At 57.3% G+C, this 13,328-nt stretch carries 15 protein-coding genes; 10 read left to right on the top strand and 5 right to left on the bottom strand.

Features of this window, described 5'->3' with window-relative positions; all coding sequences use genetic code 11:
• The first annotated feature begins 8 nt into the window (after positions 1-8).
• From HBM95_00415 to HBM95_00395, 5 genes are read left to right on the top strand one after another with little or no spacing between them, the layout of a single operon-like run.
• Positions 9-593 carry a type 1 fimbrial protein gene (locus tag HBM95_00415; protein NIH41416.1) on the top strand — a complete coding sequence of 195 codons (585 nt, stop codon included), beginning with the start codon at positions 9-11 and terminating at the stop codon, positions 591-593.
• Between the two features lie 53 nt (positions 594-646).
• Entirely contained in the window at positions 647-1,324 is a 678-nt protein-coding gene (locus tag HBM95_00410; protein ID NIH41415.1) for a fimbria/pilus periplasmic chaperone, read from the top strand.
• Positions 1,325-1,347: 23 nt separating this feature from the next.
• Entirely contained in the window at positions 1,348-3,873 is a 2,526-nt protein-coding gene (locus HBM95_00405) for a fimbrial biogenesis outer membrane usher protein (GenBank protein ID NIH41414.1), read from the top strand.
• On the top strand, positions 3,864-4,379 hold the full coding sequence (locus HBM95_00400) for a type 1 fimbrial protein (GenBank protein NIH41413.1): 516 nt from the start codon (positions 3,864-3,866) through the stop codon (positions 4,377-4,379). The genes HBM95_00405 and HBM95_00400 overlap by 10 nt, the downstream gene beginning before the upstream one ends.
• Complete coding sequence (locus tag HBM95_00395) at positions 4,379-5,389, top strand: type 1 fimbrial protein (GenBank protein NIH41412.1); 1,011 nt, start codon at positions 4,379-4,381, stop codon at positions 5,387-5,389. Before HBM95_00400 ends, HBM95_00395 begins: the two co-directional genes overlap by 1 nt.
• Positions 5,390-5,392: 3 nt before the next feature.
• Here HBM95_00395 and HBM95_00390 read toward each other — a convergent pair whose 3' ends face one another.
• Positions 5,393-5,917, bottom strand: coding sequence for a lipocalin family protein (locus HBM95_00390; protein NIH41411.1), 525 nt, complete (start codon positions 5,915-5,917; stop codon positions 5,393-5,395).
• A gap of 117 nt (positions 5,918-6,034) precedes the next feature.
• On the opposite strand from HBM95_00390, the gene HBM95_00385 reads away from it, so the two are divergent.
• From HBM95_00385 to HBM95_00365, 5 genes are all read left to right on the top strand, one after another.
• Positions 6,035-6,760 (top strand): MerR family transcriptional regulator, encoded by a 726-nt coding sequence (locus tag HBM95_00385; protein ID NIH41410.1) that lies wholly within the window; start codon positions 6,035-6,037, stop codon positions 6,758-6,760.
• Positions 6,761-6,859: 99 nt separating this feature from the next.
• Positions 6,860-7,270 carry a hydroxyisourate hydrolase gene (uraH, locus tag HBM95_00380; protein NIH41409.1) on the top strand — a complete coding sequence of 137 codons (411 nt, stop codon included), beginning with the start codon at positions 6,860-6,862 and terminating at the stop codon, positions 7,268-7,270.
• A gap of 102 nt (positions 7,271-7,372) precedes the next feature.
• Positions 7,373-8,332 carry a DUF523 and DUF1722 domain-containing protein gene (locus tag HBM95_00375; GenBank protein ID NIH41408.1) on the top strand — a complete coding sequence of 320 codons (960 nt, stop codon included), beginning with the start codon at positions 7,373-7,375 and terminating at the stop codon, positions 8,330-8,332.
• A gap of 146 nt (positions 8,333-8,478) precedes the next feature.
• Complete coding sequence (locus HBM95_00370; protein ID NIH41407.1) at positions 8,479-9,567, top strand: AAA family ATPase; 1,089 nt, start codon at positions 8,479-8,481, stop codon at positions 9,565-9,567.
• A 102-nt stretch (positions 9,568-9,669) separates the two neighbouring features.
• The gene (locus HBM95_00365) at positions 9,670-10,401 is read left to right on the top strand and encodes a carbonic anhydrase family protein (protein ID NIH41406.1); all 732 of its coding nucleotides are present in this window, start codon (positions 9,670-9,672) and stop codon (positions 10,399-10,401) included.
• Positions 10,402-10,464: 63 nt separating this feature from the next.
• On the opposite strand, the gene HBM95_00360 is transcribed toward HBM95_00365, so the two are convergent.
• The 4 genes from HBM95_00360 to HBM95_00345 form a co-directional block, all read right to left on the bottom strand.
• The gene (locus HBM95_00360) at positions 10,465-10,887 is read right to left on the bottom strand and encodes a nuclear transport factor 2 family protein (GenBank protein NIH41405.1); all 423 of its coding nucleotides are present in this window, start codon (positions 10,885-10,887) and stop codon (positions 10,465-10,467) included.
• Between the two features lie 29 nt (positions 10,888-10,916).
• On the bottom strand, positions 10,917-11,930 hold the full coding sequence (locus tag HBM95_00355; protein ID NIH41404.1) for a beta-propeller fold lactonase family protein: 1,014 nt from the start codon (positions 11,928-11,930) through the stop codon (positions 10,917-10,919).
• Between the two features lie 121 nt (positions 11,931-12,051).
• Positions 12,052-12,804: an anti-sigma factor gene (locus HBM95_00350; GenBank protein NIH41403.1), complete on the bottom strand. Its 753-nt coding sequence runs from the start codon at positions 12,802-12,804 to the stop codon at positions 12,052-12,054.
• On the bottom strand, positions 12,801-13,319 hold the full coding sequence (locus HBM95_00345; protein ID NIH41402.1) for a sigma-70 family RNA polymerase sigma factor: 519 nt from the start codon (positions 13,317-13,319) through the stop codon (positions 12,801-12,803). The genes HBM95_00350 and HBM95_00345 overlap by 4 nt, the downstream gene beginning before the upstream one ends.
• Positions 13,320-13,328: the final 9 nt, after the last annotated feature.

The following is a 13,328-nucleotide window of genomic DNA, read 5'->3' as shown; positions in this document are numbered from 1 at the left end:
TCAGGACAATGAAAGCTCAATTCAATAATAAAACGCTGCTTGCGATCGCTATTGCGGCACTACTGCCAGCCGGAACGGCGCTGGCTGCTGGTACCAGTGGCGGCACGGTGAACTTTAACGGCAAAGTGGTGACGTCCGCCTGCGCCATCAGCGCGGGAAGCGCCAACATTGACGTGGACATGGGTGAAGTGCGTACCGCAACGCTGGCGGCTGCAGGCAGTGAAGCCAGCACGGCTAAAGCGTTTGCCATCACCCTGGAAGATTGTGAAATCGCCGACACCTCAGCCTCTACGGCTGAGAACCCGATTGCCGCCACAACCGTGGCCGTCACCTTCACCGGCACGCCGGACGGCTCCGATGTTAATAGCCTGTCCGTCGGGGCAAACGGCGGCGCCAACTCTGCGCAAAACGTGGCTATCCGCCTTTATGACGAGCAGGGCAACGTGGTGAAGCTGGGTGAACCTGCTTCGGCCATTCCTCTGCGCAAGGGTGCCAACACCCTGAACTTCAGCGCGAAATATTACTCGCCGAAGGGCGGCGCCACTGCGGGTGATGCCAGCGCCGTCGCGACCTACACCGTGACCTACTCGTAATCTTCAGCCCCGGTCTGCGGGCCGGGCCTGTCTTAGCTTTCAGGAGAAACACTATGCGCGTAAACACATGGATTTGCCTGGCGGGCGCTTTATGTTCCTCCGCCGTCTATGCCGGTGGCGTGGGGCTGGGCGCAACGCGAATGGTCTACTCCAGCGCCACCAGCCAGGCCATGATGCAGGTGAGAAACACCCATCCCGACGCCACGTTCCTCATCCAGTCATGGATGGAGAATGAGAAAGGCGAACGTACTAACGACTTCGTGATCACGCCGCCGCTCTACGTCATGAAACCGGCCAGCGAAAGCGCGGTGAAAATCATGTTTAACGGTAAAGCCCTGCCAGCGGATCGGGAGACGCTCTACTGGATGACGGTCAAAGCCATCCCCCAGCAGACGAAAAGCGGATCCGGGAATACGCTGCAGTTTGCATCGGCTAACCGTATTAAGGTCTTTTATCGCCCGGAAGGACTCAGTGAAAGCCCGGGAGAAGCATGGAAAAAACTGGCCGGTGCCTACCGTGCCGGAAAAGTGACGCTCAGTAACCCAACACCGTACTACCTCACCACCATCAACGTGAAAATTGACGGTATCCCGGTGCAGCCGGTGATGGTGCCCCCGAAAGGCAGCGTGATGCTGGCCGAAACCTTCAGCCATGCGGGCAGCATGAGCTATCAGACCATTAACGATTACGGGGCATGGACCCCCGCCACGCGCGCGTCGTTATCCCAATAATAAAAACAGTAAGGCGTGACCACGTGAAAAGAAAAATCCTGTGCGCCACGGTGATCTCCCTGGTGATTCGGCAAGCCGTGGCTGCTGAAAGCGAGCTGCGCTTTAACCCCGCGTTCCTCAACGGCGAGAGCGCAAACAGCGCCGATCTCGCCTGGGTCAATGCCGGGAGCGCGTTGCCACCGGGTGATTACAACCTCAACGTGTATATCAATACCAACTACGCGTTCACAGGTAACGTCACGTTCCGCCTTGCTGAAGACAGTACGGGTGAAGCGCTGCCCTGCCTCACGCCTGAGCAATTCGACGCGCTGGGCATCGATAGTCATCAGGCGAAGGGCGGAGCGCTGCCGCTGGCGCAGCGCTGCATCTTCTTAACGAAGGCGTTTGCGGATACGCAGTTTGATCTGGACCAGAAGACGCTCACCCTGGGCTTCACCGTACCGCAAAGTGCGATGCGCAATTTGCCGCGCGGATACGTCAGCCCGGAAAGCTGGGAAGCGGGCATTCCTGCCGCGTGGCTGAATTACGTGGTCAACGGCTCGAACAATGAGTATCGCGGCGAGACGCGCACGCGGGAACAGCAGCTGTTTGCGAGCCTCAACAGCGGCATCAACCTGGGCGCGTGGCGGCTGCGTGATTTCACCACGTGGGCCAAAGACAGCAATGAGCTCACCCACGTGCAGACCTGGCTGCAGCGCGATATTCACGCCCTGCGTGCGCAGGTGTATGCCGGAGAAACATACACCTCGGCGCAGGTCTTCGATTCCGTGGGCCTGCGCGGCATCGCCCTGAAAACCGATGACAACATGCTGCCCGCCAGCCTCAGCGGCTACGCGCCTGAAGTTCGCGGCATCGCGCGCAGCAACGCCACCGTGATGGTTCGCCAGAACGGCAACATCATCTATCAAACCTCCGTTCCGCCGGGGGCGTTCGTGCTGAAAGATCTCTACCCGACCTCTTCGGGCGGCGATCTGGCGGTCACCATTCAGGAGAACGACGGCAGCAAAACGCAATACACGCTTCCCTTTGCCAGCGTGCCGAACCTGGTGCGTAACGGACAGGTGAAATATGCCCTGGGCGCCGGGAAATACCGTCCGACGGGCAATCAGGACGCCCCCTCTTTCGCGCAGGGCGAGCTGTTCTACGGCTGGCGATACGGCCTGACGTTTTACGGCGGGGCGCAGTTTGCCAATCGCTATAACGGCCTTGCCCTCGGGTTTGGGCAAAATCTCGGCCGCTTTGGCGCCTACTCCATCGACCTGACCCACGCCCGCAGCCAGTTGGCGGACGATCAGCACTACACCGGTGATTCGGTGCGCCTGCGCTACAGCAAGCTGCTGAACGACATTGGCACGCGGGTTAACTTCTTCTCCCTGCGCTACTCCACGAAAGGGTTTTATACCCTCAGCGACACCACGTACAAAGGCATGTCGGGCGGATCGCCAAAGCAGACGGTGGAAGACGATGGCACCGTCACGACCCAATACGACACCGTGTACAACCTGCGCATGTCGCGCAAGGCAAAAAACCAGCTGCTGCTGTCGCAGCCGATGGGACAATACGGCTCGCTGTCACTGTCGTGGGATCAGCAGACCTACTGGAACACGTCAGACACGACGCAAAGTCTGCAGTTTGCGTGGAACGCCACGTTTCGTAATGTGTCGCTTGGCGTCAGCGTCCAGCGAAGCTCGAGCCTGTATGACGACAAGAAAGATAACATCCTGTCGATGTCGATTTCGGTCCCGCTGGGCAATCCGACGCTGTCGACCCGCGCGCGCTTTACCACGACCCATGCGGACTCCACCGGTACAACCACCAGCACGGGCGTGAGCGGCTACCTGCCGGGTGAGGAGAATCTGTTCTATAGCGTCAACCAGCGCTCCAGCTCCCGACAGCACTACGGCGGCGATGCCACCCTGCAATACGAGGGCGCGTGGGGAGACTACAACCTGGGCTACAGCTACGCCAGCGACTCCCGCAACCTCAGCTACGGCATCAGCGGCGGTGCGGTAGTGCATGAGGATGGCCTGACGCTGAGCCAGCCGCTCGGAAATACCAACATTCTGGTGAAAGCCCCGGGGGCCAGCAATGTCGCCGTGCTTAACCATAAGGGCATCAAAACGGACAGCCGTGGCTACGCGGTGATCCCGTACGCCACGCCGTACCGCGTTAACCAGGTCGCGCTGGACGTGACGACCGCCGGCAACGACGTGGAGCTGGAAAACGCCATCGCCAACAAAACGCCTACCGACGGTGCCCTGGTTCGCGCCACCTTCACCACCCATCAGGGAGCAAAAGCGATGTTTATCGTGCGTCACGGCAACGACGTGCTCCCCTTCGGCACGCTGGTCTCGCTCGATGATGACAAAACCAGCGGCATCGTCGGCGATGCCGGCAGCCTGTATCTCTCCGGTTTGTCAGAGAAGGGCACGCTGAACGCAGTGTGGGGCCGCGGCAGCCGCCAGCGCTGCGCCATTACCTATGCCTTAAACAAGCAGCACTATAGCGCCCGCACCGGACTTTATTCTCAGGAGGTAGTATGTCAGTAACGTTTCGGATCGGCTGCATCGCACTGCTGGCTTTCGCTCTCCCCGTTCGCGGGTATGACGTGCTGGTTTCCGTTACTGGCAATTTGATCGGCAATACCTGCGTGGTGGCGCAGGACTCCGGGGAGCAGAACGTGCCGCTGGGCACCATTGGTATTAAACAGTTTAGCCGTGCCGGGGCCGTCAGCAATATCAAAACGCCCTTCACGCTCAGGCTTGAAGCGTGCGGGCCAACCTTTGCTGGCGTAAAAATCCGCTTCAGCGGTACGCCGGATGATGACAACCCGCAGCTGCTGAAAATTGCCGACGGTGGCGCTACCGGCGTGGCGGTTCAGATCCTTGATAAAGAGAGCGTACTCATTCCCCTGAATACAAAGACCACCGCGTACGGAACGGCGGGAGATGACAGCGTACAGATGACCTTCTACGCGCAGTTGGTTGCAACTGCTACGCCCGTGAGCGCCGGTGATGTGTCAGCCATCGCCACCTGGACAACGGAGTATCTATGATGCGTTTAGCGTTTCTTCTCAGCGGATTACTTTTCTGCGCCAGCGTACAGGCGCTGGACTGGAAATCGGATATTACCCTCTCCCCTCAGCCAATGACCTACACCGGGCCAGCGGATTCCGTGGTGCCGGGCAGCATTATTGGCTCCACCTGGAGCGCTACCGCCAGCGTGCAGCAGGTGTTCTGGTGCGGGGTTATTTTTACCTGCACCAAAGGGACGCTGCAGCCCAGCAGCAGCGCCATCTCAAGCGGTGCGACGGTTACCGTCGACGGCGCGAACTACACCATTTTTGAGACCGGCGTACCGGGCGTGGGGTATATCATCGGGCTGAAGGATTTTAAAAGTACAAAATATATCCCCCTGCAAACCGGTATCACACAAAGCTACCCGGCAGAGGGCACCAGTGGGTTTGCCCAGGATCTGGGATGGTCAGCAAAGGTCACCTTTATTAAAACCGGCGCCGCCCTGAAATCCGGCGTATATCAAATCCCGACCATCAACGCCGCGGTGTTGACCGCCTATAACAACGAGACGAAAACGGCGCAGGTGATTATCAGCCCGACCACCATCACGGTGACCGCCAGCGGGTGTACGGTCGGCAGCAAAAACGCCAGCGTGGCGCTGGGCACCATTGATATTCGCACTCTGCCCACGGTGGGAAGTACGTCACCATCGGGGACGTTTACCGTCGGCCTGACCTGCGACGCGAACGTGGCGGTTCACGCTGTGATGACCGATCAGACCACACCGTCGAACACCTCGTCGGTGGTGACGCTGACCGGAGACTCCACGGCGTCCGGCGTTGGGGTGCAGTTTTTCTACAACGGTAGCGGGCCGCTGATGATGGGACCGGACAGCTCGGCTGCGGGCACGACCGGCCAGTTCTTTATCAAGAGCACCACGACGGCACAAACGCTCACGTTGCCGTTCCAGGCGCAGTACATCCGAACCGGCGAACTGGTCCCCGGCTCGGCCAACGCGCTGGCCAGCATTACGTTTTCCTACCAGTAAGGGCTACTGCTTCACCCACACCAGCTGATCAACCCGGAAGCCCAGACTGCGCGCGGTGTTCAGGTAATCCTGCTTCACCGCATCCGGAATGGTTGGCGTGCGCGACAAGATCCACAGGTAATCGCGGTTCGGGCCGCTCACCAGCGCGTACTGGTACTTATCGTCCAGCCTGATCACGTTATAGCCGCCGTAGAAGGGGCCGAAGAAGGAGACCTTCAGCGCGGCGGTGGTCGGTTCGCCAGTAAAGTACGCTTTCCCTTCGCTCTCGTTCCACTTGTTCTTCACCGGATCGTAGCCCCGGTTAAGCACGCTGATGCCGCCGTCGCTGCGTTTGCCGTAGGTGGCGGTTACCTGCTCCAGCCCGCGTTCAAAGCGGTTTTCCAGACGGGCGACCTCGTACCATTTTCCGAGATAGCGGCTGGCTTCAAAGTTGGTAATAGGCTGCACGCCCTTCGGCGGCGTGGGGGATTTACAGGCGACCAGCGTCAGCGCAATGGCAACACCGGTCACAACAGGCCATAGCTTCATGAGAATTCCTTTCATTTGCGCGGTTGGATGTTAAGTGTAGTGCACCGTTTCGGCGCTTCATCCCGTTCGGGAAAATTCGTAGTATATTGAGAGTATTCCTCCACTCTGGACACGGACATGGCTTACTCCATCGGCGAATTCGCCCGACTCAGCGGCATCACCGCCACCACCCTGCGGGCGTGGCAGCGTCGCTATGGTTTACTCAAGCCACAACGCACGGAAGGCGGCCACCGCCAGTACAGCGATGAGGACGTCCAGCAGGCGCTCAAAATCCTCGACTGGGTAAAAAAAGGCGTCCCGATCGGCCAGGTCAAACCGCTGCTGGAACGCCCGATGCCGGGTCGGACCAACAACTGGCAAACCCTGCAGCAGAACATGCTGCAGCGCCTGCAGGACGGCAAAGTCGAGTCCCTGCGCCAGATGATTTACGACGCCGGACGCGAATACCCAAGGCCGGAGCTGGTCGCGAACGTGCTGCGCCCTCTGCGCAGCCAGGTTTCGGCCAACGTCGCCGCCGCCATGACCCTGCGCGCGATCCTCGACGGCATCATTATCGCCTACACCTCGTTTTGCCTCGAAGGCGATAAAAAAGCGCCAGGCGATAACATTCTGCTCAGCGGCTGGCACCTGAATGACCCGTGCGAGATCTGGCTCGAAGCCCTGACGCGCACCGGGCAGGGCCACCGCATCGACATCCTGCCGGTTCCGCCTGACGCGCTGGCACCGGAAATTTTCCCGGAGCGTAAATGGCTTCTGGTCACCAGCGGCAAACTCACCGCCGGGCGGAAAAAGCAGGTGGAGCAGTGGCAGCAGCAGGTATCGCTTGAAGTGATTATCCTCTGATAATTTTCTCCTGCGGGAATCTTCACGAAAAGTTGAATATTTTCCCGCGCCGCAGATGCTAACGTTTTCCTGTGACGAATAACTCCACAGGAAAACACCATGAAAAAAACTGCCCCTCTGCTGATCCTGGCCTCGATGGCCTTTGCCCCCGCCGCCTTTAGCGCCCCTGCCGGCACGCTAAGCGTCCACATTCTCGACCAGCAAACCGGGATGCCGCCGTCAGACGTGACCGTTACGCTGGAGAAGCAGCAGCAGGACAAATGGACCCCGATTGCCAGCGGTAAAACCGACCATGACGGTCGTATCAAATCGCTCTATCCGCAGGATCAGGACATGCAGCCTGGCGTGTATAAAGTGACCTTCAAAACCGCAGAGTACTTCCATGGCAAAAAGCTGGACACCTTCTTCCCGGAGATCCCGGTGCTGTTTACCGTGACCCGCACCAACGAGAAACTGCACATTCCGCTTCTGCTGAGCCAGTACGGTTATTCGACCTACAAGGGCAGCTAAGACGCATTGATTTTAAAGGATTATAAAAAATAGTTCCGCGAATACTTGGACAAATTAGTCATGTTGTGTAAGTTTTAGTTATATGAACGGGAGGACTTCACCATGACAACGAAACCTGTGCTCGGTATTAGCGGATGTTTGACCGGATCCGCCGTTCGCTTTGACGGCGGACACAAACGCATGGGCTTCGTCATGGATGAGCTGGCCCAGTGGGTGAATTTCAGGCCTGTCTGCCCGGAAATGGCCATCGGCCTGCCTACGCCTCGCCCGGCCATACGCCTGACGCTTACGGACAGCGGCGAAACGCAGCTCCGTTTCAGCAAGCCGCCTCATGATGACCTCACGCAGAAAATGGCCGACTTCACGGCGGACTACCTGCCAAAAATCGGCGATCTGTCGGGATTTATCGTCTGTGCAAAATCCCCAAGCTGCGGCCTGGAACGCGTGCGGCTGTATGATGAAAACGGCAACCGGGGCCGCAAGGAGGGCGTCGGGCTGTTCACCGCCGCCCTTCTTGAAACCTGGCCGTGGCTGCCCGTGGAAGAGGACGGACGCCTGCACGACCCGGTGCTGCGGGAAAACTTCGTCGAGCGCGTTTTTGCGCTGCACGAACTGAACACGCTGCGTAAAAATGGCCTTACGCGCCGCGCGCTGCTGGACTTCCACAGCCGCTATAAGCTCCAGCTGCTGGCGCACCACCAGGCGGGCTACCGTGAAATCGGCCCGTTCGTTGCCTCGCTGCACGAGTGGGAAGACCTGGACGCCTTCTTCGTGGCGTACCGGGAAAAGCTGATGACCATCCTGAAAAAACCCGCCTCGCGGAAGAATCACACCAACGTGCTGATGCATATTCAGGGGTATTTCCGTAACCAGCTGAACAGCCGCCAGCGCGGCGAGCTGCGCGACGTGATCCTGCACTATCGCAACGGACAGTTGCCTATCCTCGCGCCGATCACGCTGCTGAAGCACTACCTGGCCGAATACCCCGACCGGTATCTGATGACGCAAAACTATTTTGATCCCTATCCTGATGATTTGGGTCTGCGTCTGGCAGTCAAGTGATCATAAAAATGCGAAGGCCCCATTGACCCTTAGAGGCCCAAAGCAGTACCCCGTTTAGACGACATCCTCACTGTCGTCTCTTTTTTGCATTTCACCTCAAAGCCTGTGATTATATACAGGCTTATTCTGCAAAAAGGGGCCTGCCTGTGATCAACACCCTGCACATTCAAAACTACCGCTCCATCCGCGAGATGTCGCTGGAGCTGGAGCAGCTCAATATCGTCTTTGGGCCAAACGGCACCGGGAAATCGAATATTTACAAGGCGATACACCTGATGCACAGCGCCGCCCAGGGGCAGTTTTCCCAGGCGCTGGCGAACGAGGGCGGCATTCTGAAGGTGTTCTGGGCAGGTAAAACCCGCAGCGACCAGCTGCGGCGGATGAACCTCTCGGTGGAAACAGAGACCTATGAATACGAGTTGCAGGTCGGGTTTGTGGAGAAGCTGCCTTACCCGTCGCAGTTCCAGCTCGACCCGGTGATCAAGGAAGAATCTCTCTGGCTGAGCGGCCAGCACCGACGCCCCTCGTCCCAGCTGATGAAGCGCAGGAATCAGGCCGTGTTTCTGAACAACGTGCATCATGAAAAAGTGACCCACAGCGGCACGCTGTACGAGAACGAATCGGTATTCGGGCAGCTCGGCGAACCGCACCTTTACCCGGAAGTGTCGCAGATGCGCGAGTCCCTGCGTAACTGGCGCTTTTATCATGAGTTTTCTGTATCAATCGGCTCGGCGATGCGCGCCCCGCAGGTCGGCTTTCGCTCGCCGGTGCTGGCCAGCGACGGCGCCAACCTGGCGGCGGCGTTTCAGACCATTGTGGAGATTGGCGACGAGCTGCTGCTAATGCGCATCCTCGACCAGGCCTTCCCCGGCTGCGTGTTTTACAGCGACAACACCGGCGGACGTTTTCGCATGATGATGCAGCGCGAAGGGCTGAGCAGGCCGCTGGAACCCGCGGAGTTCTCCGACGGCACCCTGCGCTTTTTATGCCTGGCGGTGGCGCTGCTCAGCCCGCGTCCACCAGCATTTATCGCGTTGAACGAACCGGAAAACAGCCTGCACCCACAGATGCTGCCCGCGCTGGCGAGCTTAATCGCCGAGGCCAGCCGCTACTCGCAGATTTGGCTCACCAGCCACTCGCCGGAGCTGGCGACGTTGATTGAGAAGCAGAGATCGTTTTCGCTGTATCAGCTGTCGATGGTTGAGGGGGAGACGAGGGTGGAGAGGCTGGGGTAACGTCTTTCATTTTCCACTTTAAAACACGTTTCAGGACGGGTCTTGTAGGACTTAATACGATGTCATCTCTATCTTTATCCGCTTTAACTATAGAGACACATCATGAAACGAGTCCTTACTGCATCCCTGTTCGTTTTGTCTGTTTCCGCCTTCGCGGAATCGCCCCCGCACTGGGCGTATGAAGGAAAAGGTGGACCGGACAACTGGGGAGAACTCAGTGATACATTTTCCACCTGCAAGACCGGGAAATACCAATCCCCTATCGATATCCGCCATCCCTTTGATGCCACACTGCCGCCGCTGATTCTGGATTTTCATACCGCAGCAGAAAAGCTTGTCAACAACGGTCACACTCTTCAGGTCACTGCTGGAGATGAAGATGAATTCCGTCTGGATGACACCACGTTTATCTTGCGCCAGTATCATTTCCATACCCCGAGCGAGAACCGGATTAACGGTAAATCCTTCCCGCTTGAGGCGCACTTTGTCCATGCCAGCGAAGACGGCGACATCGCGGTGCTTGCCGTTATGTTCGAGGTTGGCCCTGAAAACACCGCTCTGTCCCCGCTGCTGGCGCGTCTTCCGAAAGAGAAGAACCACGAAGTCTCGATTGATAAACGCTTCGACCTCCGCCCGCTGTTTCCGGCCGATCTCCACTATTATCGCTTCAGCGGCTCACTGACGACCCCACCCTGTACTGAAGGGTTGCGCTGGCTGGTGATGAAAAATACGGTAAACCTATCTGAAAAACAGCTGGAAACATTTAAGCAAGCACTTGAGCACAGCAATAACCGCCCACTCCAGCCGCTAAATGGACGGGTTATTGTTCAGTAACTCGCTGTGATGCATAAAAAAATCCCGCCGAACTGGCGGGATATAACTGGGGTCAGCCGTTTTTTAACCTTTTGCAGGATCAATCTGCCACGTTTCATTGATGATTTTGCCTTCGCGGTAGGTCAGGACATAAAAGACATTGATTGTCGTTTTCCCGGCAAACTGAACACGTGCGGTGACCGTACTCCCTTTCGGGTTTGTGACCTCATTCAGATTATCGACTTTGTGGCTCAGTTTTCCCTGGGCCGTGATGAATTTGCTCCATACTCCGCCAATCGCGTCAGATGAGGTATAAATGCCGTCCAGCGGCCCTCCTATCCAATCCAGACGCGCGTCTTGCGCGTACTGTTGCTTGAGATCTGCGGTTTTCCCGTCGGCGATAGCGTTAAAATGCGCCAGCGCGTCATCCTTTACGGCAGCAACGCTTTGCCCAGAAACCAGAGCCAGCAGTGCAGCAAGTAAAACGTTGTGTGTTGTTTTTTTCATGTCATTCTCTTTGCGTAAGTTTCAGGTCTTCAGCGTTTGATCGTGGACACAATACGTTGCGTTTCACGATCAATTCTGGAGATGCTCAAATCTTTGTTCAGTACCCAGGCATATCGGTTATCTGCGGTAAAGACGATGGCCTGTCGCGGTTCGTTAAAGCCCTTCACGGTGGCGATCGCTTTGCGTGTCTGCACGTCGATAATAGAGACGCTGTTATCACCCAGGTTGCCGCTGTAAACGAATTTACCGTCTGGCGACAGCGCCGCACCATACGGTTGCTTCCCGACAGGAATGGTGTCAGTCACCTTTTGCGCGGTGGTGTCGACGACCGAAATGGTGTCATTCCCACTATTGGCGGCAAACAGCGTTTTCCCGTCTGCGGTCACGGAAATGGCGCGGATCTTATTAAACCCGCCAATTTCACCGATGATTTTGTTGGTGGCGGTATCTACGAGGGTGATTTTGTCGCTAACGAAGTTGGTAACATACAGCACCCGGCCATCCGGGCTGAGTCGCACACCCTGTCGGGGTTGCGAAAACCCGGTGATCACGGCATTCGCAATTTTCGTCTCAGTATTCATACTGATGACTGCGTTGCTGGCCTGATTATTGATATAGAGCGTCTTGCCATCTTTGCTTAACACCGTGCCAAACGCGCCAGGGCCTGCGGCATAGTATTCACGCGTTTCGAAGGTCGAAGCATCCACGCGCTCGATAAGGCCCAGACTGCTATCCGAGACATAGAAACTCTTACCGTCCGGTGCAAATACGATATTTCGCGGAGTGTTGAAGTGCTTCAGCACCGCGCTGACGGTACCGGTCGTCAAGTCGTAAACAATGACTTCAGGTTGTCCGCTGCGTGCAACAACGGCCTGTTTTTCATTCGGGCTCACTGCCAGCGTATTGTTCTGGATTTCGCCATCAAAATTTTGTTTGACCGCTTTTGTCAGCGGCGTCGTGCTTGCGGAAACCGGGAAGGCAGTACCTGCAAGCAATAAAGACGCCATGAAAAAACCGTGAGTGGCTAGCGTTGCTTTTCTCATCTCTCAATCCTTATTCATCCAGGTCTGCATCATGCAGACCTGTGTAAGAGATGCTTCAGCGCGCCGTTTATTCCCGACTGTTGCAAAAAAACTATTTTTTCCGCAACGGACAATGACGTCGTCAGATCCGTTTGCTCAGCTCGCGGGAAATGGCCGGATTATTGACCATGCCAGCCGGGCCGACGACGGCGTAGTTCAACCCCTGCGAGGAACCATAAAGGGCAACCAGACCTTCTGCGCTGCGCTGCCCGGTAGAAAGCAGCGGCTGGCGAGGGTCCGGTGGACGAATATAAAAGCTAAGGGTATGCCCGGCATGATCCCGATAGAGCACCATCGCGGCGGCCCCCTGTTCCGTAGCAAACAGGCGACCGCTCACCGGCGTGAAGCCAGCCTGACGCAGATCCGGCATTTGTGCGCTCGTACCAACATGCTGGGTGAGCCACGCTGTCAGCGCTTTCGGTCCATCCGGAGTAAAATCGGCGGTCATGCTCTTCTCTATGACCATCAGCTTGTAGGCGCTGAGCGCATCACCCATCGGCGCGCTGGCGGGGCTTTGCCAGCTGTGAGCCTGCCAGCCCCCCAGCAAACCCAGCGCAATACACAAAACAAAAGAGGCGGCCAGCCGCATACGGCTGTGGGTTCGACGCACCTGTCGGGCGCGTATCGCGGCAGGATCCAGCGTGGTAGTTACGTCGGGCAGAGGCAGCCCTGCCAGCGTGGCACGCAGGCGTTGTGCATCCTCCCGCCAGCCCTGAACCTGACGGGCAATGTGCGGGTGCTGCGCCAGGTAACGTTCAATGACAACGCGTTCGCTCGCATCCAACTGGTCGTCGACGTACGCATGCAAATCGTGCTCGTTAGGCGGTATTTTCATTTCATCAGTCTCAATATCGGCTGTGGGACGTCACCCTCACCCAGACGGTGTAGTGCCTGGCGGGCCCGGGACAATCGGGACATCACGGTGCCGATGGGAATATCCATCACATGGGCAACGTCCTGATAACTCAGTCCTTCAATGGCAATGAGTATCAACAAACTCCGTTGTTCTTCCGTCAAACGACCAAAGGCTTCCAGCATACTTTGCGTTGCAATCTCTTGCTCTGCTGACGGCCAGGCAGGATTGTCATCGCTTTTCATTCTGCTGAGCAATCCCCAGTAGCGCTTTGTGCGGCGTTTCTCGATCAGGAACTCGCGATAAAGAATGGTGAATAACCAGCTTTTTAACGAGGCATCGGGGCGTCGTGTTGTCCATTTATCCAGGGCACGCTCAAGCGTTGTCTGAACCAGATCGTCGGCTACATGGACATCCCGAATCAGCCAGAGGGCGAAACGGCGCAGTCCGGGGATCAGCTCTCGCAGCTGGTTATTTTCAGCGTCATTAGGTGGCATAAGGTCTGC

The organism is Enterobacter asburiae (assembly GCA_011754535.1).
Taxonomy (GTDB): domain Bacteria; phylum Pseudomonadota; class Gammaproteobacteria; order Enterobacterales; family Enterobacteriaceae; genus Enterobacter; species Enterobacter cloacae_N.
The sequence above is the reverse complement of the archived record's forward strand: the minus strand, read 5'-3'. Positions and strand labels throughout refer to the sequence as shown.

What these genes read in the sequence shown, in the direction of transcription:
- HBM95_00415 (NIH41416.1), top strand. Translation starts at nt 9, where the DNA reads ATGAAAGCTCAATTCAATAATAAAACGCTGCTTGCGATCGCTATTGCG.
- HBM95_00410 (NIH41415.1), top strand. Translation starts at nt 647, where the DNA reads ATGCGCGTAAACACATGGATTTGCCTGGCGGGCGCTTTATGTTCCTCC.
- HBM95_00400 (NIH41413.1), top strand. Translation starts at nt 3,864, where the DNA reads ATGTCAGTAACGTTTCGGATCGGCTGCATCGCACTGCTGGCTTTCGCT.
- HBM95_00395 (NIH41412.1), top strand. Translation starts at nt 4,379, where the DNA reads ATGCGTTTAGCGTTTCTTCTCAGCGGATTACTTTTCTGCGCCAGCGTA.
- HBM95_00390 (NIH41411.1), bottom strand. Translation starts at nt 5,917, where the DNA reads ATGAAGCTATGGCCTGTTGTGACCGGTGTTGCCATTGCGCTGACGCTG.
- HBM95_00385 (NIH41410.1), top strand. Translation starts at nt 6,035, where the DNA reads ATGGCTTACTCCATCGGCGAATTCGCCCGACTCAGCGGCATCACCGCC.
- uraH (NIH41409.1), top strand. Translation starts at nt 6,860, where the DNA reads ATGAAAAAAACTGCCCCTCTGCTGATCCTGGCCTCGATGGCCTTTGCC.
- HBM95_00375 (NIH41408.1), top strand. Translation starts at nt 7,373, where the DNA reads ATGACAACGAAACCTGTGCTCGGTATTAGCGGATGTTTGACCGGATCC.
- HBM95_00365 (NIH41406.1), top strand. Translation starts at nt 9,670, where the DNA reads ATGAAACGAGTCCTTACTGCATCCCTGTTCGTTTTGTCTGTTTCCGCC.
- HBM95_00360 (NIH41405.1), bottom strand. Translation starts at nt 10,887, where the DNA reads ATGAAAAAAACAACACACAACGTTTTACTTGCTGCACTGCTGGCTCTG.
- HBM95_00355 (NIH41404.1), bottom strand. Translation starts at nt 11,930, where the DNA reads ATGAGAAAAGCAACGCTAGCCACTCACGGTTTTTTCATGGCGTCTTTA.
- HBM95_00350 (NIH41403.1), bottom strand. Translation starts at nt 12,804, where the DNA reads ATGAAAATACCGCCTAACGAGCACGATTTGCATGCGTACGTCGACGAC.
- HBM95_00345 (NIH41402.1), bottom strand. Translation starts at nt 13,319, where the DNA reads ATGCCACCTAATGACGCTGAAAATAACCAGCTGCGAGAGCTGATCCCC.